Source organism: Nocardioides sp. CCNWLW216, assembly GCF_037120545.1.
GTDB lineage: Bacteria > Actinomycetota > Actinomycetes > Propionibacteriales > Nocardioidaceae > Nocardioides > Nocardioides lianchengensis.
This window is the reverse complement of record NZ_JBBBBJ010000002.1, coordinates 487,933-508,416: the sequence shown is the minus strand read 5'-3', so window position 1 is coordinate 508,416 and position 20,484 is coordinate 487,933. Positions and strand designations below refer to the sequence as shown.

At 72.2% G+C, this 20,484-nt stretch carries 18 protein-coding genes; 15 read left to right on the top strand and 3 right to left on the bottom strand.

From position 1 onward, the window contains the following. The first annotated feature begins 27 nt into the window (after window positions 1-27). From V7S47_RS06905 to V7S47_RS06835, 15 genes are all read left to right on the top strand, one after another. Window positions 28-825: a 3'(2'),5'-bisphosphate nucleotidase CysQ gene (locus V7S47_RS06905; RefSeq protein ID WP_336560879.1), complete on the top strand. Its 798-nt coding sequence runs from the start codon at window positions 28-30 to the stop codon at window positions 823-825. Further along, complete coding sequence (locus V7S47_RS06900; protein ID WP_336560878.1) at window positions 822-1,436, top strand: HAD-IA family hydrolase; 615 nt, start codon at window positions 822-824, stop codon at window positions 1,434-1,436. Before V7S47_RS06905 ends, V7S47_RS06900 begins: the two co-directional genes overlap by 4 nt. Window positions 1,437-1,576: 140 nt before the next feature. Beyond that, window positions 1,577-1,990, top strand: coding sequence for a VOC family protein (locus V7S47_RS06895; protein ID WP_336560877.1), 414 nt, complete (start codon window positions 1,577-1,579; stop codon window positions 1,988-1,990). A gap of 212 nt (window positions 1,991-2,202) precedes the next feature. After that, window positions 2,203-3,219, top strand: a complete 1,017-nt coding sequence (gene pstC, locus V7S47_RS06890; RefSeq protein ID WP_336560876.1) for a phosphate ABC transporter permease subunit PstC — start codon at window positions 2,203-2,205, stop codon at window positions 3,217-3,219. Next, the gene (gene pstA / locus V7S47_RS06885) at window positions 3,219-4,394 is read left to right on the top strand and encodes a phosphate ABC transporter permease PstA (protein ID WP_336560875.1); all 1,176 of its coding nucleotides are present in this window, start codon (window positions 3,219-3,221) and stop codon (window positions 4,392-4,394) included. Before pstC ends, pstA begins: the two co-directional genes overlap by 1 nt. Further along, window positions 4,391-6,040: a substrate-binding domain-containing protein gene (locus tag V7S47_RS06880; protein ID WP_336560874.1), complete on the top strand. Its 1,650-nt coding sequence runs from the start codon at window positions 4,391-4,393 to the stop codon at window positions 6,038-6,040. The genes pstA and V7S47_RS06880 overlap by 4 nt, the downstream gene beginning before the upstream one ends. Further along, window positions 6,037-8,652 carry a hypothetical protein gene (locus V7S47_RS06875; RefSeq protein ID WP_336560873.1) on the top strand — a complete coding sequence of 872 codons (2,616 nt, stop codon included), beginning with the start codon at window positions 6,037-6,039 and terminating at the stop codon, window positions 8,650-8,652. The genes V7S47_RS06880 and V7S47_RS06875 overlap by 4 nt, the downstream gene beginning before the upstream one ends. Continuing rightward, on the top strand, window positions 8,649-9,620 hold the full coding sequence (locus V7S47_RS06870) for a sortase (protein WP_336560872.1): 972 nt from the start codon (window positions 8,649-8,651) through the stop codon (window positions 9,618-9,620). The genes V7S47_RS06875 and V7S47_RS06870 overlap by 4 nt, the downstream gene beginning before the upstream one ends. A gap of 125 nt (window positions 9,621-9,745) precedes the next feature. Further along, window positions 9,746-11,368, top strand: a complete 1,623-nt coding sequence (locus V7S47_RS06865; protein ID WP_336560871.1) for an Ig-like domain repeat protein — start codon at window positions 9,746-9,748, stop codon at window positions 11,366-11,368. 80 nt (window positions 11,369-11,448) lie between these two features. Beyond that, window positions 11,449-12,303: a phosphate ABC transporter ATP-binding protein gene (locus V7S47_RS06860; protein WP_090858623.1), complete on the top strand. Its 855-nt coding sequence runs from the start codon at window positions 11,449-11,451 to the stop codon at window positions 12,301-12,303. Continuing rightward, window positions 12,300-13,052, top strand: coding sequence for a lytic murein transglycosylase (locus V7S47_RS06855; protein ID WP_336560870.1), 753 nt, complete (start codon window positions 12,300-12,302; stop codon window positions 13,050-13,052). Before V7S47_RS06860 ends, V7S47_RS06855 begins: the two co-directional genes overlap by 4 nt. 407 nt (window positions 13,053-13,459) lie before the next feature. Further along, window positions 13,460-14,713: an HNH endonuclease gene (locus tag V7S47_RS06850; protein ID WP_336560869.1), complete on the top strand. Its 1,254-nt coding sequence runs from the start codon at window positions 13,460-13,462 to the stop codon at window positions 14,711-14,713. Window positions 14,714-14,810: 97 nt separating this feature from the next. Continuing rightward, a complete protein-coding gene (locus V7S47_RS06845) occupies window positions 14,811-15,140 on the top strand; it encodes a hypothetical protein (RefSeq protein WP_336560868.1) in 330 nt (109 codons plus the stop codon). A gap of 683 nt (window positions 15,141-15,823) precedes the next feature. Beyond that, on the top strand, window positions 15,824-15,967 hold the full coding sequence (locus tag V7S47_RS06840) for a hypothetical protein (RefSeq protein ID WP_336560867.1): 144 nt from the start codon (window positions 15,824-15,826) through the stop codon (window positions 15,965-15,967). Between the two features lie 101 nt (window positions 15,968-16,068). Then, window positions 16,069-16,791, top strand: coding sequence for a siderophore-interacting protein (locus V7S47_RS06835; RefSeq protein ID WP_336560866.1), 723 nt, complete (start codon window positions 16,069-16,071; stop codon window positions 16,789-16,791). Between the two features lie 9 nt (window positions 16,792-16,800). Here V7S47_RS06835 and V7S47_RS06830 read toward each other — a convergent pair whose 3' ends face one another. The 3 genes from V7S47_RS06830 to V7S47_RS06820 all read right to left on the bottom strand — a co-directional run bounded on the left by V7S47_RS06830 (window position 16,801) and on the right by V7S47_RS06820 (window position 20,430). Continuing rightward, window positions 16,801-17,472, bottom strand: a complete 672-nt coding sequence (locus V7S47_RS06830; RefSeq protein ID WP_336560865.1) for a response regulator transcription factor — start codon at window positions 17,470-17,472, stop codon at window positions 16,801-16,803. Then, window positions 17,469-18,929 carry a sensor histidine kinase gene (locus tag V7S47_RS06825; protein WP_336560864.1) on the bottom strand — a complete coding sequence of 487 codons (1,461 nt, stop codon included), beginning with the start codon at window positions 18,927-18,929 and terminating at the stop codon, window positions 17,469-17,471. The genes V7S47_RS06830 and V7S47_RS06825 overlap by 4 nt, the downstream gene beginning before the upstream one ends. Before the next feature lie 142 nt (window positions 18,930-19,071). Next, complete coding sequence (locus V7S47_RS06820; RefSeq protein ID WP_336560863.1) at window positions 19,072-20,430, bottom strand: exopolysaccharide biosynthesis polyprenyl glycosylphosphotransferase; 1,359 nt, start codon at window positions 20,428-20,430, stop codon at window positions 19,072-19,074. Between the last annotated feature and the right edge of the window lie 54 nt (window positions 20,431-20,484).

Sequence of the window (20,484 nt, the reverse complement as noted above, 5' to 3'; positions counted from 1 at the left end):
GCGGCGCGCCCCGTTAGGCTCACGGCCGTGACCTTCGACCCCGGTACGCCGCCCCCCGCCGCCGCGCACGACGACCACGTCCTGGCCGCCTGGCTGGCCGAGGCCGCCGGCGGGCGACTGCTCGAGGTGCGCCAGGAGGGCCTGGAGGGCCGGGCGCTCAAGGACGCAGGCGACGCCGCCGCCCACGAGCTGCTGATGGCGCTGGTCGCCGAGCACCGCCCCGGCGACGCCGTGCTCTCCGAGGAGGGCAAGGACGACAAGGTCCGGCTCGCCGCCGACCGGGTGTGGATCATCGACCCGCTCGACGGCACCCGCGAGTTCTCCGAGCCGCCGCGCGACGACTGGGCCGTGCACGTCGCGCTCTGGGAGCGCGGTCCGGCCGACCTCACGGCCGGCGCGGTCGCGCAGCCGGCGCTGGGGGAGACCTTCGTGACCGGCGACGGGGCGCCCGTCGTACCTCCGCGGGCGGAGGGGCGGCCGCGGATCGCGGTGTCCCGGAGCCGGCCGCCGGAGTTCGTCACCGTGCTGGCCGGCGAGATCGACGCCGAGCTGGTGGCGATGGGCTCGGCCGGGGTGAAGGTGATGTCGGTGGTCCGCGACCTGACCGACGCCTACGTCCACGCCGGCGGGCAGTACGAGTGGGACTCCGCGGCCCCGGTCGCCGTCGCCCGCGACGCCGGCCTGTTCACCTCGCGCATCGACGGCCGCCCGCTGGAGTACAACCAGGACGTCGTCTACCTGCCCGACCTGATCGTCTGCCGCCCCGAGCTGGCCGACACGATCGTCGACTTCGTCCGCCGCCACGGCGTGACCTCCGCCGGATGACCTCGACGATCCGGCACCTGCTCCTGGACGCCGACGAGGTGCTCCAGCACCCGGGCGTGCCCGGCGAGGCCGCGGGACCGTACGCCGAGCTGATCACCGCCGAGCTGATCGCCGACCTCGGCGCCCTCAACGCGCCGGCGATGCGCGGCGACATCGACTTCTTCGTCGAGTTCAGCCGACTCGCGCGGCAGCACGGGGTCGACGTCGACCCCGCCGACCTGTTCCCGCTGATGTGGCGCTCGATCGTCGTCGACCCGACCTCGACCGCCCTGGTCGACGCGCTCCTGGCAGCCGGGTACGGCGTCCACCTGGGCACCAACCAGGAGCACCACCGCGGCCGCCACATGCGCGAGACCCTCGGCTTCGACGAGGACCGCTTCGGCGTGGCGGTCTACTCCTGCGAGATCGGCCTGGCCAAGCCCGACCCGGCGTACTTCGACAAGGCGGTGGCCATGATCGGCGCCCCCGCCGACGAGGTGCTGTTCGTCGACGACAAGCAGGAGAACGTCGACGGCGCCCGGGTGGCCGGCCTGCACGCCGAGCGGTGGGAGCTCGCCGAGGGGCACGAGCGGCTCTACGGGCTGCTGGCCGGGCACGGGGTGCGCTGGTAGGGGCCGCCCGCAAAGGTTCATCGGCTGGCCGATGAACCTCACGCCGGGACGACGAAGGTTCATCGTCCAGGCTCCAGGTTCATCGGCCAGCCGATGAAACTCTCTTGAGCCCGACCCCGCCCCTCAGCACAGTGGGCGCCATGACCGCGTTCATCTCGCACACGACCATCGACTGCCGCGACGCCTACGAGCTCTCGGAGTGGTGGAAGCCGGTCCTCGGGTACGTCGACATCGACGGCGACCCGAACGAGCCGGGCCATGAGGAGTGCATGAACCGGGACCCCGAGACCGGTCATCAGCTGCTGTTCATCGAGGTGCCCGACGAGAAGGTCGTGAAGAACCGCCTGCACCTCGACCTCGCTCCGCGCGAGGGGACCCGCGACGAGGAGCTGGCGGTGCTCCTGGAGCACGGCGCGACGGTGCTCGCCGACCTCCGCGGGAAGTACGGACCGGGCTCCGGATGGGTGACCCTGGCCGACCCCGAGGGCAACGAGTTCTGCATCCTCCGCTCGGAGACCGAACGCGCCGCCGCGCCACCCGCAGTTCACCCCTGATCCATCTCCCCAGGACCGCCCTGCTCGGGCGGGACTAGAGGCGAGTAGTCCGTTCGGACTAGGCGTTTTTCGTTCGCCTGGCCTGTTCGGGAAAGGCCGCTGGGCTGTTCTCCCGGCGTTCACGCGAGAAGACGTTTTCGTTCCGCAGAGATCCTGACACTCAGGGCGGCTCGGCGATCGCCGAGCCCGTCCTACCGAGTCATGGATCCCAGGTGACCACGCTTCCCGTGCACGACGACCGCGGCAACCTCGCGGTCACGCCCCGCAAGATCTCCCGCAAGGCCACCGGCGCCGACGCGGTGTTCGAGTGGTCCTCGCGGGCCATCGGCGCCTCCGTCCTCGTCATCACCGGCGGCGTCGGCCTGTTCCTCGGCTGGCAGGGCTACCCGACCATCAAGCGGTACGGCTTCAGCTTCTTCACCGAGGAGCAGTGGCTGCCCGACGAGGACCGGATCGGGATCGCCGGCGTCCTGGCCGGCACCTTCTCCGTGGCCTTCGTCGCGATGATCATCGCCTTCCCGCTCGCCCTGCTGACCGCCCTCTACATCAGCGAGTACGCCCCGGCCGGCGCGAAGTCGTTCCTGGTCTCGATGGTCGACCTGATGGCCGCGGTGCCCTCCATCGTCTACGGCATCTGGGGCTACTTCCTGATCATGCCGTACGCCGCCGAGCTCGCCCGCTGGCTGGAGTCGAACGCCGGCTGGCTGCCGTTCCTGCAGGTCCGCGGAGCCGACCCGGACGCGGCGTACTGGGACGCCTCGCGCTACTACTCCAGCGCCTTCTGCGCAGGAATCGCGGTGTCGATGATGGTGATGCCGATGGCCTGCGCGGTGATGCGCCAGGTCTTCTCGCAGACCCCTCCCGGGGAGAAGGAGGCCGCGCTCGCGCTCGGCGCCACCCGGTGGGGCATGATCCGCAGCGTCGTGCTGCCCTTCGGCCGCGGCGGCATCATCGGCGGCACCATGCTCGCGCTGGGCCGTGCGCTCGGCGAGACCATCGCCGTCGCCCTCATCCTCTCCGTGGCCTTCGAGGTCAAGTGGAACGTCCTGGAGACCGGCAGCTCGACGATCAGCTCGCTGATCGCCAACCGCTTCGGCGAGGCGAGCGCCAGCCAGCTCTCCGCGCTGCTCGCCGCCGGCTTCGTGCTTTTCCTCATCACCCTGCTCGTGAACACGGCCGCGGCCGTGGTCGTCAACCGCAGCCGCTCGGGCGCCGGGACGGACGCCTGATGACGCTCTTCCAGGACGAGGTCGAGACCCCGCCGACCCGCGGTACGACGTACCTGCCGGTCCTCGACGACGACGCGCCCCCGGCGCAGCCCCGCACGTCGCTCGGTCGGCCCAGCCCGGAGGAGAGCTTCCTCGCCTGGGGCACCTGGGCCGCGGCGCTCGGACTGGCCTGGCTGGTGACCCAGCGGCTGCTGCCGCTGGCCGGTGTGCCGTGGTTCGTGGTCGTCTTCTTCGTCTGCGGCCTGCTGATGTCGGCGGTGACCGGAGCGATGCACGGGGGCCTGATCGAGGTCCGCGACCGGGTCGCCGGCTCGATGGTGACCGGGGGAGCGGTGCTGGTCGGCGCGGCCCTGGTCAGCACCATCGGCTACATCTTCTACCGCGGCTGGGAGCCGCTGCTCCACGCCAACTTCTTCCTCGAGGACATGTCGGGCGTCGGGCCGTCGGACCCCTTCACCCAGGGCGGCGTGCTGCACGCGATCGTCGGCACGATCGTCCAGCTGTCCATCGCGGTCGCGATCACTCTGCCGCTCGGGATCGGCACGGCCGTCTTCATGACCGAGGTGGGCGGCAAGTTCGCCAAGGTGGTGCGGACCGTCGTCGAGGCGATGACCGCGCTGCCCTCGATCGTGGCCGGCCTCTTCATCTACAGCGTCTTCATCGTCGCGCTCGGCTACCCCCGCTCGGGGCTCGCGGCCGGCCTGGCACTCGGCGTGATGATGCTGCCGATCATCGCCCGCGCCTCCGACGTCGTCCTCCGGGTCGTCCCGGGCGGCCTGCGCGAGGCCAGCCTGGCCCTGGGCGCGAGCCGCTGGAAGACCGTCTGGCACGTGGTGCTGCCCACCGCGCGGCCCGGCCTCGCCACCGCACTGATCCTGGGCATCGCCCGCGGAGCCGGCGAGACCAGCCCGGTGCTGCTCACCTCGGGTGCCGCCGCCTTCGTGGTCGCCAACCCCACGGACGGCGTGATGAACAGCCTCCCGCTGTTCATCTACACCAACGTCCGCAGTGGCCAGGGGACCGCCGAGGACCGGGCCTTCGCGGCCGCCGCCGTACTCCTGATCCTCGTCCTCGCGCTCTTCGTCGTCGCCCGTCTGCTCGCCCGGCCGCGGGGCGGCAAGCCGTCCCTGCGCGCCCGTCTGTTCGCTCGTCGTCCTCCGGAGGTCCGTTCGTGAACCGCCCGTCCACCCGTCACCGCAGCATCCGTGCGGTCATCGCGATCCTGATCGCGCTGGGGTGCACCTTCAGCACGCCCGGCACCGCCGCGGCCGCCACCTACGCCCAGATCGAGGGCACCGGATCCACCTGGTCCGACCTGATCGTCCAGCAGTGGATCGCCGACGTGAACTCCAACGGCATGCAGGTCGTCTACACCGGCGGCGGCTCGTCGAAGGGCCGCAAGGACTTCTCGCTGAAGAGCACCGACTTCGCGATCTCCGAGATCCCCTACCAGGGCAAGGACGAGCAGGGGAACGCCGACACCAGCGCGGGTCGCGAGTACGCCTACCTGCCGATCGTCGCGGGTGGCACCGCCTTCACCTACCAGCTCAACATCGGCAACCAGAAGGTCCGCAACCTGCGGCTGTCGGGCGACACCCTGACGAAGATCTTCACCAACGAGATCACCAGCTGGGACGACCCGGCGATCACCAAGGACAACAACGGTCGCTCGTTCCCCAAGCTGCCGATCACCCCGGTGGTCCGCTCCGACGGCTCCGGTACGACGGCGCAGTTCACCACCTGGATGGACAAGGCCCACCCCGGTCCGTGGCGCAAGTTCTTCGGCAAGTCCGGGCTCACGTCGTACTTCCCCCGCAAGGGACGCGCGGTGAGCCAGGCCGGCTCCGACCAGGTCATGAACTACATCGCCAGCAGCGCGGGCAACGGCACCATCGGCTACGTCGAGTACGCCTACCCGCTCGACAAGGACTACCCGGTCGTCAAGGTCGAGAACGCCGCCGGCTACTTCGTCGAGCCGACGGAGTACAACACCGCCGTCGCGCTGACCAAGGCCAAGATCAACCAGGACAAGAGCAGCCCGCTCTACCTGACGCAGATCCTGGACGGGGTCTACACCAACAAGGACCCGCGGGCGTACCCGATCTCGTCCTACTCCTACATGATCATCCCCACCGGGAAGACCGACACCCGGATGACCACGGCGAAGCGGCAGACCATCGCCGACTTCATGTTCTACTCGCTGTGCGCGGGGCAGTCGAAGGCCGGCCCGTACGGCTACAGCCCGCTGCCGCTCAACCTCGTCCAGGCCGGGTTCCAGCAGCTGGCCAAGCTGAAGACCGCGGACCCGAAGGTCGAGGTCACCAACCGCGACGTGAAGTCGTGCAACAACCCGACCTTCGACGGCAAGAACCTCAACAAGAACCTGCTGGCCGAGAAGGCCCCGCAGCCGGAGGCGTGCGACAAGACCGGCGCCGGCCCGTGCGGCACGGAGACCGGCCAGGGCGGCGCCAAGCCGGCCGACACCCCGAGCCAGGCCCCGGCCGCCGGCGGTGGTGGGGCCCAGACCCCGGCTGCCGGTGGCGGTGCCACGGCCGCCCCGGGTGACGCCCCGACCGACGCGGCCGCTCCCGGGACCGACCCCGCGGCCGGCGACCCCGGCGTCGTCACCGACGACGGCGCCGGCACCACGACCGACACCGCCGTCTTCGCGAGCGCCACCGAGCTCGAGGCGTCCCGCCCGGCCGACAACGCGCCGTTCGGCTGGCTGGCCGTCGGGCTGCTGGTCGCGCTCGTCGTCCTGCCCGGGGTGTACGCCGCCTCGCTGCGCCGCCGTCCCGGTACGACGGGGGCCCGCCGATGAGCGCCCTCTCCGCCTGGTGGTCCGAGCGCAGCAAGCGGCCGTTGGCCGTCGCCGGCGTCGCGCTCGTCGGAGCGGCCCTGCTGACGTGGGCGCCGGTCGGTGCCTCCGCGGCCGACGAGCCGGTCGTCGTCGGCCGGTCGGCCGCGGCCAAGCCGGCGTACTCGCAGACCAAGAGGCTGGAGCGGGTCTTCGTCAACGCCGCGGGCGAGCGCGAGGTCCAGATCCAGAACGACGTCACGGTGACCGCCGACCAGACCCGGAACCTGCGGGGCCGCCAGCGGATCAACATCGCCTGGAAGGGTGCCCAGCCCAGTGGTGGCCGCGCGAGCAGCCCGTACGGCGAGAAGGGGATGGCCCAGGAGTACCCGGTCGTCGTCCTGCAGTGCCGCGGTGTCGACAGCGCGAGCGTCGCGGCTGCTCAGCGACTGACCCCGGAGACCTGCTGGACGGCCACCAACCTCCAGCGGTCCCAGGTGGCGGTCTCGCGCGGCGCGGCGGTCTGGACCAAGGACCTCGACGCCTCGGCCGACTACCGCCAGCCGTTCTCCGGCATCGACCCCAACCCGGCGTCCTGCAAGAGCGCCGTCGTTCCCGACCTCTGGACCCGGCTGACGCCGTTCCGGCCGCTCAAGGGCACCGCCTTCCCCGCGTGCTCGTCCGACACCATGCCGCCCGAGGCGGCCGTCGGCGCAGCGTTCCCGCCGGCCGAGGTGGCGGCCTTCACCGACACCGAGGGCAACGGCTCGATCCAGTTCGAGGTCCGCAGCGACGTCGAGAACGAGTCGCTCGGGTGCAGCAGCAAGGTGAAGTGCGCCGTGGTGGTGATCCCGATCGTCGGCCTCAGCTGCGCGCAGGAGGAGAGTCCGGCGACGCCGGTCGACCAGGCCTGCCGGCGGGGCGGCCAGCACCTCCCCGGCTCCAGCAACTTCGCCGGCCAGGGCGTCGACGCGGCGGTCTCGCCGTCGTACTGGTGGTCGCCGTCGAACTGGAAGCACCGGTTCACCGTCCCGATCACCTTCGGCCTGCCGCCGAACACCTGCGACGTGCTCGACTCGCGCCCGGCGACCGGCTTCTACGGCTCCGAGCTGCTCGCGCAGGCCGGCCTCCAGTGGGCCCCGGCGTACTGCCTGGACAAGAAGCGGTTCAAGTTCCAGCACAACCAGATGTCCGACGAGGCCGGGTTCAACCTGATGGAGAAGGGTGGCGGTGCCGCCGCCATCGTCTCCTCCGCGCACGAGCGCAAGGGCGACGACCCGGTGGGCTACGCACCGACCGCGGTCACCGGCTTCGGCATCGGCTACGTCATCGACCGTCCGAACAACGCCGGTGAGTACGAGCGCCTGCGGCTGAACCCGCGCCTGCTCGCGAAGCTGCTCACCCAGTCCTACCTGGGCTCCGACCTCGGGCGTGACCACCCCGGCATCAAGGAGAACCCGCTCGGGTTGATGAGCGACCCGGAGTTCACGAAGCTCAACCCCGGCCTGAAGCTCGACTCCCAGGAGACGGGCGCGACGCTGCTCGGCCTGGCGAACGCCTCCGACGTCGTCGAGCAGCTGACGGCCTACATCGCAGCCGACGAGGCCGCCATGGCTTTCGTCAACGGCAAGGCCGACCCCTGGGGCATGAAGGTCAACCCGGCCTACCGCAAGGTCTCCCTGCCCCGGTCCAGCTGGCCCCTGCTCGACGAGTACATCCCCAAGACCGGCAGCACCTGCCGCCAGCAGAACCCGGCGGTCTACTTCAGCCAGCTGGCCGCCCCGGTCCCGACGATGCGTCGGATCAGCGAGTCGCTCCTCGACGCCTGGCCGAACGTGCAGACCAAGTGCGAGTACGACGCTCCGACCGCGCTCTACAAGGTGGGCCGGGTCGACCGGCAGTCGTACGGCGCGCGCTTCATGCTCGGACTCGTCAGCCTGGGTGACGCCGCTCGCTTCGGCATCCGCACCGCCGCGCTGCAGGCCAAGGGCGGGTCGTACGTCGCGGCCACGGACGCCTCGCTGGGCGCGGCCGTGAAGCTCGCCGAGCGGGAGAAGCGGTACGGCGCCTTCGAGATCAGCCAGCAGGACCTGCGTCGCTCCACGAAGGCCTACCCGGGGACGATGGTCGTCTACACCGCCGCCCGGCTCCGCAACGCGGGTCAGGAGGACGCCGACAAGGTCGCCCAGTTCATCCGGGTCTCGATCACCGAGGGTCAGCGGCCCGGCAGCGGGAACGGCCAGCTCCCGGGCGGGTTCCTGCCGATCACCAAGCGGGGGGTGACCGCCGAGCTGTACGAGGCGGCGCAGGAGGTCGCGACCGCGGTCGAGAAGCAGCGGCCGGCCCCGACGGCGAAGCCGAGCGCGACAGCGTCGTCGACCCCGAGCACCGCCGCGCCCGCCGTCGATGCCGTCGACCCGCCGGCCGCCGCGCCGACGGGGACGGCACCCAGCGCCGCACCCTCGGCCGCGCCGACGGTGTCGGCCACGACCGCCCCGGTGGCGACCGATCCGACCGCGTCGATCAGCTCCGGTACGGCGAGCCGGGTGATGCCGACGCTGCTGCTCATCGGCCTGCTCGGGATCGCGCTCGCCAGCCTGCTGCGGTTCGTCGTGCAGGGACCGAGGCGGCGATGACGACGACGATGTCCGGACCGGACAGCCCGGTGACCGAGCCCACCCCGTCGTCGGCGCCGCAGCGGCGGGCCGAGAGCAAGCCTCCCCGGCCCCCGCGGGCTCCTCGCCCACCACGGGCCGCGCGTCCCCAGGACGCCAAGGTCGCCGGTGTCTCCTCCGCCGTCACGATGGTCGCGCTGGTCACCTGCTGGGTCTTCCTGCAGATGCTGGTGCTGGGCGGGCTCTCCCACGAGCGGTCCCAGGACCTGCTCTACGGCGACTTCAGGAGCCAGCTCGCCAACCTGACCGCCCCGATGGGCGACCAGCCGATCGATCCGGGCACTCCGGTGGCGCTGGTCCAGGTGCCGGCGATCGGGATGGACGAGGTCGTCGTGGAGGGCACCGCGTCCGGCGACCTGCTCGCCGGACCCGGACACGTGCGCAGCTCGGTGCTGCCCGGCCAGGACGGCGAGTCGGTGCTGATGGGCCGGGGCGCGTCGTACGGCGCCCCGTTCGGCGACATCGGTGACCTCGAGGCGGGCGATCCGATCACGGTGACCGTGGGCCAAGGGGTCAAGACGTTCACCGTCCTCGGCGTGCGCCGGGCCGGCGACCCCGAGCCCCAGCCACGTCCGGCCGGCACCGCCCGGCTGACCCTGATCAGCGCGGAGGGCGAGGGGCGGTTCGCCGCGCTCAGCCCCGGCGAGGTCGTGTACGTCGACGCCGAGGCGCCGGAGGCCTTCGGTGCTCCGGCCGGCCGGCCGGCCGGCATCCCGGCCGCCGAGAAGCCGATGGCCACCGACCGGTCGTCCGCGCTCCCGCTGCTCTCCCTCTGCCTGGCTCTGCTGCTCGCGCTGACCCTTGCGGTCGTCGCGGCGCGGCAGCGCTACTCCGCCGTCCTCGTGTGGGTGGTGGCGACCCCGGTCGCCCTCGCCCTCGCCTGGCAGACGACCGACGTGGTGATGCGGCTCCTGCCCAACCTCGTCTGAACGACAGACGGCGACCACGCCAACTCCAGACCAAACCGACCGCGGCAGCGGGACATCCGTCCCACGATCGAGCCGCAACCCAACCAGGCCGCACCGCGGCCGACATCGAGAAGGAAATCCAACTGATGCACGCACGCAAGCTGCTCGCCGGCCTGGCCACCGCTGCGGTGGCCGTGTCGGGGATCGCCCTGACTGCCGCACCGGCCTCGGCCGTCTACACCAAGCACGAGCTCGACCCGAGCTTCACGCCCGTCTCGGCGGACCTGATCGGCGGCGGCTCGGACACCACGATGGGTTCGGTGCACTACGTCGCGGAGGCGTTCAACTCGGCCTTCCCGAACGCCGGGTTCAAGGTCGCCAGCTACGCGGCCCAGCCGCAGCCGGCCGCCCCCGCTCCGGCCAACACGATCAGCCTGCCCTCGACCCCGACCGCCACGGTGATCAACCGTCCGAACGGCTCCGGCGGTGGCAAGGGCCTGCTCTACGGCGCCAACAACCAGGTCGAGCTCGACTTCGCCCGGTCGTCGTCCGGCCTGAACGACAACGAGAAGGCCGCCGGCCTGCGCCTCTACCCGTTCGGCCTCGACACCCTCCGCATCGCGGTCTCGGGCAGCGTGGCGTCCAACGCCCCGTCGTCGCTCACACCTGCGCAGATCGTGGACATCTACGAGGGTGACATCACCAACTGGAACCAGCTCCCCGGCGGCAAGGCCGGCGTCATCGCGCCGAAGGTCCCGCAGGGCGGCTCCGGCACCCGCGACTTCTTCCTGGCCCAGCTGAAGGCCATTAAGGGCAGCGACGTGACCCTGGCCGGCACGGTCGTCGAGGTGCAGGAGCACGACGACACGACCGTCAAGAACAACCCGAACGCCGTGGCGCCGTTCTCGCTCGGCCGCGCGGAGCTCCTGAAGGGCAGCCTCCGCCTCACCAGCGACGCGGCGGGCACCGGCTGGAAGGCCGACCGTGCGGTCTACAACGTCGTGCGCCAGTCCTCGCTGACCGACCCGAAGGTCCAGGCGGTCTTCGGCGAGGACGGCTTCTTCTGCTCGACCGCGGCCCGGCCGTTCATCGAGCAGGGCGGCCTCAAGCAGCTCGCCACCGAGGCCAAGGGCGGTGAGTGCGGTCTGCCGACCCAGAGCTCGACCAGCAACTTCACGCTGAACCAGGCCGTCGTGACCTCGGTCCGCCTGTCGGTCGCCAGCACCACCGCTCGCACCGCCAAGCTCACCGCCGTGGTCTCCGGCTCGACCGCCCCGCGCGGCACCGTGACCTTCTACGACGGTGCGAAGGTGCTGCGCGCCGGCGTCGCCCTCATCTCGGGTCAGGCCACGACCACCGTCGCCGGTCTGGCCCCGGGCAACCGCAGCTACCGCGCCGAGTTCGTCCCGGCCGCCGGCTCGGTCTTCGAGCCCTCGCAGGCCACCGGTGCCGGTCGGGTGAAGACCTCCTCCGTCCTGAAGGTCGTCTTCCCGAAGAAGGCTGCCAAGGCCGGCAAGGCCGTCCGCGGCACCGCCACCGTCACCCTCGCCGGCGTGCCGGCGAAGGCGACCGGCACGATCAAGGTCACCAAGGGCAGCAAGACCATCGCCTCCGGCAAGCTGGTCAACGGCAAGGCGAAGCTCACCCTGAAGAAGGGCCTGAAGGCGGGCAAGAACAAGCTGCGCGTCGTCTGGGCCGGTGACGCGAACAGCGTCGGCTCGGTGAAGGCCGTCACCGTCAAGGTGGCGAAGGCCAAGAAGAAGAAGTGATCCCCGGCCGGGCCCGGGACGCGCACTCCGCGTCCCGGGCCCGGACCCGCTCCCCGTCGTACCAACCCTGAGAGAACCCGATGAGCACGCTGCCCGAGGCCCCGACCACCCAGATCCCCGCCGTCGAGGACGCGTACGTCGCCGTGCCGCCCACCCGGCCGCTCGCCGCGCTGGACGCCCGCGAGATCACCGCCTGGTTCGGTGAGCGCAAGGTGCTCGACCGGGTCTCGCTGAACATGCCCGCCGGCCAGATCACGGCCCTGATCGGCCCCTCCGGCTGCGGCAAGTCGACCTTCCTGCGCATCCTCAACCGCATGCACGAGCTGGTGCCGTCGGCCCAGCTCGCGGGCGAGGTGCTGCTCGACGGCGACGACATCTACGACCCGCAGCGCAAGCTCACCGACGCGCGGCGCAGCATCGGCATGGTGTTCCAGAAGCCCAACCCGTTCCCCGCGATGTCCATCCGCGAGAACGTGCTCGCCGGCCTCAAGCTCACCGGTGCCAAGGCGTCCAAGTCCGACCGCGACGCGCTCGTCGAGTACTGCCTGGTCCGCGGTGGCCTCTGGAACGAGGTCAAGGACCGCCTCGACGCCCCGGGCGGCGGCCTCTCGGGCGGTCAGCAGCAGCGGCTCTGCATCGCCCGCTCCCTGGCCATCAAGCCCCGCGTGCTGCTGATGGACGAGCCCTGCTCGGCCCTCGACCCGACGTCGACCCGGGTCATCGAGGAGACCATGCTCGAGCTGGCGAAGGAGGTCACCATCGTCATCGTGACCCACAACATGCAGCAGGCCGCGCGGGTGTCGAACACCTGCGCCTTCTTCCTCGCCGCCCAGGGCACCCCCGGCGTCATCGTCGAGCACGGGGATACTGCTGCCATGTTCTCCAACCCGCAGGACCAGCGCACGAACGACTACGTCAACGGTCGTTTCGGGTGAGTCCTGCCCGACTCATCGGCCTGCTGGCGGCCCTGTTGGTCGCCGTGGCCGGGCTCGGCTACCTCGCCTCGCTCACCCTGCTCGCCCCGGCCGAGATCGACGTACCTCAGCAGCAGGCGTACGTCGCCGCGCCCGTCCCGGCCGAGGCGGCGGCCCCGGTCGCGCCCGCGGGGGAGCCCGTCGGCGTCCCGGTCGTCGACGCGGGCTGGCTCGCCACCAACGCCGAGGCCTCGGGCGTGCCCGAGCCGGCGCTGCGCGCCTACGCCACGGCCCAGTTGCGGGTCGACAAGTCCTGCTCGCTGGGCTGGACGACCCTCGCCGGCATCGGCTGGGTGGAGTCCCAGCACGGCACGATCGGCGACCGGGTCCTCCAGGCCGACGGCCACTCCTCCTCGCGCATCCTCGGTCCGGCCCTCGACGGGTCCGGCAGCTTCGCCGCCATCCCGGCCACGCCGGAGAGCACCCTGTGGCACGGCAACGACCGGTGGGACCACGCGGTCGGCCCGATGCAGTTCATCCCCACCACCTGGGACACCTGGGGCTCCGACGGCGACGGTGACGGGGTCAGCGACCCCAACGACCTCGACGACGCCGCCTACGCCGCCGCCCGCTACCTCTGCGCCGACGGCCACGACCTCACCACCGGCCAGGGCTGGGCGGACGCGATCTTCTCCTACAACCACGCCCAGACCTACGTCGACGCCGTCCACTCCGCCGCCACGGCGTACGCCGAGCGCACCTCGAGCTGATCCGCCCGACCCTTGCCGCCGGCGGCCGAGCAGCGATGGACGAAGTCCTGAGCACCCGTCGAGACCCCCGCAGCCAGCAAGCGACCTCAGGTAGGTGGGCCCTGCCGCCGGTAGCTGCCGCCGGTCCCCGCCGCCGGTGGTCGAGCAGTGAAGGACGAAGTCCTGAGCGCCCGTCGAGACCCCCGCAGCCAGCAAGCGACCTCGCGGTAGGCCGGTCCCTGCCGCGCCGTCTGCGCTTGGCACCAGGCCGGTTCAAAGACATTTACAGAGACAAGGGGGCTCACCGTCCGCGGTGATCAAGGGCCATCACGAGCCTGCTTCTAGCTTTCGGTCACCTGGGGTCGACCGTTCGAACAAGGCTGTGAACAACCCTCGCATTCGATCACCTGTTCGACTAGGATGTGGGCATGGTTCGGGACCTCGACGACTGCGACACCGCCTCGGCGGTGCTGTCGTACGTGCGCTTCGAGCGACGAGACGAGCTGCGCGCGGCCGCGAACCAGCTCGCTGCTGCGGTCGCCTGGGCCGGCATGCACTCCACCGGCTCCCTGCAGGATGCGGCAGCGGTGTGGATCCCTGGTTGTGAGGACGAGATGGCCATCGCCGGACCCGGCGCACCCCTGATCGCCGAGTTCTCCGTGCTGGAGTTCTCCGCCGCGCTGGGGATGTCGTCGGACTCCGGGCGGATCTACCTCGGCCACGCCGTCGAGCTCGCCCACCGACTCCCACGGGTCTACGAACGCGTCCAATCCCTCGACCTCCCGGTGTGGAAGGCCCGCCGCATCGCCGCCGAGACCATCGACCTCCCCGAAGATGGCGCCGAGTTCGTCGACCTTCACGTCGCCGCGACCGCGCACAAGATCTCCATCGCCCAACTCGACCGCACCATCGAAGAAGCCCGCACCCGTTTCGACCCCGAAGCAGCCCAGCAGCGGGCCCGGGATGCGGCCGAGGTGCGGCACTTCGACATCGACACCCAGCAGGTCTCCTACGACGGCCACGTCGAAGTCCGCGGAACCCTCGACCTGGTCGACGCACTGGATCTGGAGGACGCGGTCGCCCGCGGCGCGACCCACCTCGGCACCATCACCGCCGACCTCTCCCTCGACGTACGCCGCTCCATCGCCGTCGGTGACCTCGCCCGACGCCAGCTCACCCTCGACCTCAACGCCGAACCCGACCCCGACCGCAAACGACCCCGTCAGGTCGTCGTCCACGTCCACCTCGCCGACGCCGCCATCGCCCGCGTCGAGAACACCCGATCGATGATCTCGGTCGAGCAGGTCAAGAGCTGGTGTCAGGACGGAGACAGTCAGGTCGTCATCAAGCCCGTGATCGACCTTGCCGGTCACGTCCACGTGGATGCCTACGAGGTCCCGGACAGGTTGAAGGAACGCCAGGCCCTGCTCCAGCACTCCTGTGTCTTCCCCTGGTGCCGCCGCAGGGCCAGGTCCTGCGACCACGACCACAGCGAGCCCGCCGCCCACGGCGGGGCCACGTGCGACTGCAACGTCGCACCCCTCTGTCGGCGACATCACCGCGCCAAGACACATACGCGCTGGCGCTACGACAAGGTCGACGACACCACGTTCGTCTGGCGAAGTCCGAACGGGCTGACGTTCGTTCGCGACCACACCGGCACCACCACCCCGCAGCCCTGACGGCCCGCCCGCTCAGGGCCACGGGCGCGCCCCTGCCGATGAGCCTCAGCAGCGTGAACCTCTGGCGGTCCCGCCCGAACCGGCGCACACTGACCGCGTGCGTACCCTCACGCGTCGCCTCGCCCCGCACTCCCGCACAGCCTGGCTCACCTTCGCCACGGTTGCGGTCGTGGCGTTGGTCGTCGCGATCTCGACGGTCGTGCTGAACGACGGTGGCCGGATGGCGGTCGGCGCCACCGTGTTCGCCTGGCTGGTGGCCGTGGTCGTCCTGGCCGCCTTCCTCGACGCCGTCCTGGTGCCAGGTAACCCCGACGTACGCCGTCGCGCCGGCCACGCGGCCGGCTGGAGCGGCGCTCTCGGCGGTGCGGGCTGGTCGGACGGCGGTGGGCATGGTGGCTCCGGCGACGGCGGATCCTCCTGCAGCTGACCTGCGTGGACGAGTCCTGAGCCGGTCGACGGCGCCATCAGGCTCTACGTCGTCCCCTCGGTGAGGACGAGCCTCCCCACGGTGCCTCGTCATGCGATCCGAGATCATGGTTCTCCACGACCGTCCTCTGCTGACGGGACGGGCCGAGTCCGACGGCGCGACCAGGTGGTAGCACGTCACGTCGGCGGGGACTGCCGCCGAGTGCGCGGTCCTCGCCAGGGCGCAGGCGCGTCTGCGGGAGATGAAGCGTCGTCCCGACCCGGAGAGGAGGCGTTCGTGCGGAGAGCGAGGCCCTTGTCGGGCGTGGTCGCACTGGCCGTGCTGGCGCTCGGCGGCTGTGCTGACGACCGTGCCGCCGAGGGCGGACCCGACGCCGCTTCACTGGGCGCCGTGGAGCGGGGCGACCTGTGCGACCGGCTCACCCCGGAGGAGTTGTCCGACATCACCGGCGGGTCCTTCGAGCCGGGCGAGACCACGCCCGCCCGACCCGGTCGAGACGACGGTTGCTTCGCCCTGAGTCCGAGCACCGGGCTCGTGGCGACGGTCGAGGTGTGGAGCGAGCATGACGGGCTCGAAGACGACCTCGTTCGCCTCGGGTCACCTGCGGCGTCGACGTCGACGACCGAGGTGACGGTCGCGGGATCGCCGGCCCTGTCCGCGACCGCGGAGATCGAGGGAGTCAGATGGCGGACCTGGTGGTCCACGTCGGTGACCGAGTGCTCGTCGTGCTCGTCCAGAAGTACGCGGTGATGGCCGAGGGGGTCACCGTCAAGGACGGGACAGAACGCGCCATCGCCATCGCCGAGGCCCTCCTCGCCACGAGCTGATGCCGAGGAGAGGCGCGCCGGACCCGGCCCGACGTCCGAGCCTCAGGTTCCGTACACACGGGCGAGTTAGGCTTCCCTAACACCGATCGTCAGGAGCCTCCGTGCCCAGCAGCACCACCCTTGTCGTCACCGCCACCGAGCGGCTCAGCCCCGGCATGGTCCGGGTCCGCTTCCGCAGCGACGACCTCTCGGCCTTCGCCGGGAGCACCGACACCGACCGCTACGTCAAGCTCGTCCTCGGTACGCCGGAGTCGCCGGTGGTCCGCACCTACACCGCGCTGAACCCCGACGTGGCCGCCGGGACGCTCGACATCGACTTCGTCGTCCACGGCGACGAGGGGTACGCCGGGCCCTGGGCCGCGGCCGCGAAGCCCGGGGACGTGCTGGAGGTCCGGGGGCCGGGGAGCGGCTACGCGCCCGATCCGACCGCCGACTGGCACCTGCTCGCCGGCGACGAGGCCGGGCTGCCCGCGATCCGGGCCGCGCTGGAGGCGCTGCCGGCCGACGCGGTCGGCCACGCGGTCGTCGAGGCGTACGGCGCCGACCACGTCCAGCCGTTGATCGGGCCGGCGGGCGTCGAGGTCCGGTGGGTGCTCGACGGGGACCTGGAAGGCGCCGTGCGGGCGCTTCTGTGGCGTGAGGGGCGGGTCCAGGTGTTCGCCCACGGCGAGGCCCAGGTGACCATGCACGGCCTGCGCCCCTACCTGCTGAAGGAGCGGGGGGTACCGCGCCAGGATGCGTCGATCTCGGGCTACTGGCGCCGCGGCCGGACCGAGGAGACCTTCCGGGTCTGGAAGCAGGAGCTCGCCGCGGCCGAGGGCTGAGCCACCCGGTCAGTCCTGGTCGAGCGTCCAGCCGGCCTGGTTGGCCAGGACGACGGCGGCCAGCTGGGACGAGACCTCCAGCTTGGTCAGGATCGCGCGGATCTGGGTCCGCACCGTGGCCTCCGAGACGATCCACTCGTGGGCGATGTCGCGGGCGGTGTGCCCCTCCATCAGCTGCGCCAGCACTTCCTGCTCGCGCGAGCTCAGCCCCGCGAGGCGGGCCCGCAGGGTGGCCTGCTCGCGGGAGCCGTCCTGCCACTCGCCGACCAGCTCGGCGTACTCCTGGGGGTCGATCACCGTGCGCCCCTGCCCCAGGTCGCGGACGCAGGCCAGGATCTCCTGCAGCGGCGCGGTCTTGGCGATCACCCGGCTCGCCCCGTGCAGGAGGCACTCGCCCCACTGCGAGCGGGGAGCGGACGTCACGACCAGGACGGCGGTGCCTGCGGTGACCAGGGGGCGCACCAGCCGCAGGCCGCTGCCGAACCGCCCGAGGGACAGGTCGACGAGCGCGATGCTCGGCCGGAACCGGTTCATCTCGCGCAGCAGGTCCTCGGTGGCCCCTGGCTGCTCGGGTACGGCGAACCGCCGGGTCTGGAAGCCCTCTTGCCCCAGGGCCAGGGTGAGGGTCTCGGCGAACAGCTGGTGGTCGTCCAGGACGGCGAGGCGCAGGCGCTCGGTCACGTGCTGCCTCGGGGACCGGGGTCGGGCGGGGAGGCGTGGCGCAGGCCGATGAGGAACGACGCGCCCGGACGGTGCGACGGGTCGTAGGTCAGCCGGCCGGAGCCCTCCGTGAGCAGCCGGCGGGCGAGGTGGAGGCCGAGGCCGCTGCCGGGGCGAGGCCCGGCACGGGCACCTCGTGCGAACAGGGACTCGAGCACGGAGGCCGGTACCCCGGGACCGGAGTCACTCACCCGGATGACGACCCAGCCGGGCTCGTCGGTCACCCGGACGACGACGGGCGAGCCGGGGGCGTGCCGGTCGGCGTTGGCCAGCAGCACGCTGACCGCGTGCGCGAGCGCGTCGGGTACGACGAGCACCCACCGCCCGTCCGGCTCCCACCGGACGTCGTGACCCTGGGTGCGGTGCCGGAGGACCAGCGGGGCGAGGACCTCGTCGAGGGAGACCGCGACCGGCCGCGACGGCACCGTGTCGTGGAGCATCCGGTGCAGCCGCGACACCTCGTGGGCCACCATTCGGACCAGCTCGGGCCGCTCGGTGGTGTCCAGCGAGGGTGAGCTGGTCATCAGCTCGGTGGCGCTGGCGATGCCGGCGAGGGTGCCCCGCACCTCGTGCATGCGCTCCCGGTCCGTGCGGGAGTCCTGCTCGAGGGCGGCCAGCCGGTTCCGCAGGGCCTGGACCATCCGCTGCTGGTCCCGGATCGCCCAGCGGACCAGGCCGAGCGCCGTGGTGCTGAGCAGCACCGCGCCCAGGATCCCCGCCAGCGTCCCCACGGCGAGGACGACGTCGCCGGCGGGGCCGTCGAGATCCCCGTGCAGCGCGAGCCCGTGGCGCAGCAGGACGGCCAGCACGCCCAGCTGCAGCCGCACCTGCGCCCACGGGGGCAGCGCCGACACCCGCGGCAGACCCAGGGTCAGGACCACCCCGGTGCCGACGATGACGAACGAGCACGCGACGCGGACGGCGAGGGGGAGCGGCCACGCGGGGCCGCCGTACGCGAGGGTGAGGTGGAGCGTGGCGACGGCGAGGCCGAGGCCGAGGCCCGCGGCCATCGGGTCGGGACCGACCGGGGCCAGGGGCGAGGTGGCCCGCCGCGCGAGCAGCGCGAGCAGCAGGGCGACCGTCAGCGTCGTCGCCGTGCGGTACGGCGCCAGGTCCTCGACCGCCCGGCTGCGCTCGACGAGCGCGAGGGCCATCCCGTGGGAGGCGAGCACGGCCGCGCCGGCGGCGAGCCACTCCGTGGTGTCGGCCCGGGTGAGCCGCCAGTGGAGGTGGAAGAGCAGCGCGGCCACCAGGCAGAGCACGGACACCGACATCCCGGAGACGGCGGAGAGCCGGGCGAGGCTCTGCATGCCGGGCACCACGGTGACCAGGACCAGCATCGGGGCGGCGACCAGGGTGAGGGCCGCCAGGGTCGCCCACCGGCTCCAGACGTCCGCGGGCGGTCTGAGCTTCGCCATCGTCCGCCCTCCCGTCCGTCGCTCGGTGACTGTTCAGACCCGTTCCGGTGCTCCGAAGATCGCCACCTCGTCCCTTGTCCCAGTATCTGGACGCTAAAGGACTTAACCGTCGGGGGACAGGGACGCGCCGCAGGGTCGGCCGTCAGTACGCGCCCCGGTGCCCGAGGACGGCCCGCACCGTGCGGGCGGCGATCCAGAGGTCGAGGCCGAGCGACCAGTTGTCTACGTAGCTGAGGTCCAGGCGGACCGTCTCCTCCCAGGACAGGTCGGAGCGGCCGGAGACCTGCCAGAGCCCCGTCAGCCCCGGCCGTACGACGAGGCGCCGGCGCGGGTCGGCGGCGTACGCCTCGACCTCGCGGGGGAGCGCCGGCCGGGGGCCGACCAGCGCCATGTCGCCGCGCAGCACGTTGACGAGCTGGGGGAGCTCGTCGAGCGAATAGCGCCGCAGCACGCGTCCCACCCGGGTCACCCGCGGGTCCTCGCGCAGCTTGAACAGCACGCCCCCGCCGACCTCGTTGCGGGCCAGGAGGTCGGTGTGCGGGCGGTCGTCGCCGATGGTCATGGTGCGGAGCTTGAGCATCGTGAACGGCTGCCCGTCGCGGCCGATGCGGGTCTGGCGGAACAGCGCCGGGCCGGGGCTGCTGAGCCGGACGACCAGCAGCAGGGCGAGCAGGAGCGGACCGAGCAGCAGGAGGGAGCCCGCCGCGACGACCCGCTCGGCGACCGCCTTCACGAGCCGACCCGGGCCCGCGTGGACCGTGCGGCGCACGTGCACGAGCCCGAGCCCGCCGGCCCGGGTGGACGACGTCCGGGCGGCGCAGACGTCGAGCAGGCCGGTGCCGACGTACAGCTCGACGCCGTGGTCCTCCAGCTCCCAGCCCAGCCGTCGCAGTGCCGCCGCGTCGAGGCCGGCCCCCGGCAGCACCAGGACGGCGTCCGCCGACCGGTGCCCCGCGACGTCGGCGAGCGCACCCGCGGCGAGCACCGCCCCGGGTCCGGTCGGCACCTGGTCGACGACCGAGAAGCGCGAGCCGGGTCGGTCCAGCTCGGTGCTCGCCGCGTCGAGGGCGGTCGGGTCGCCGACCAGCACCACCCGCGTCCCGCCCGCCGCCGCCAGGCGCCTCGTCCCGAGCGCGACCGCGACCAGGCCGAGAGTGAGCAGCAGCATCCGCCCGGGCGGCACCGCCGCCGGACCGGTCGTCGCCAGGAGCGTGCCGACCAGGCCGAGCAGGAGGCCGGCCCGCGGGACGCTGGTCCCGGTCAGCAGGAACCACCAGATGACGGGGACGCCGAGCAGCACCGCGGGCTCGGGCGGAGGGCTCGGCAGCTGCACGAGCAGGGTCCCCGCGGTCGCGGCGAGGAGGTCGGTCGCCCGGACGACCGCGGGGCTCGGGCGCAGCGCCCGAACCCGGGCGGGGAGCTCCGGCGCGAGCGGGGCGGCCAGCACGGGCCGAGGGGTGAGGAGGGAGGTCGTCGCGGCCACGTGGTCGGTTCCTTCCATGATGACTTCCGGGCGAGGTGGGCTCACCGTAGGAACCGGCGGGGGGTCCGGGCA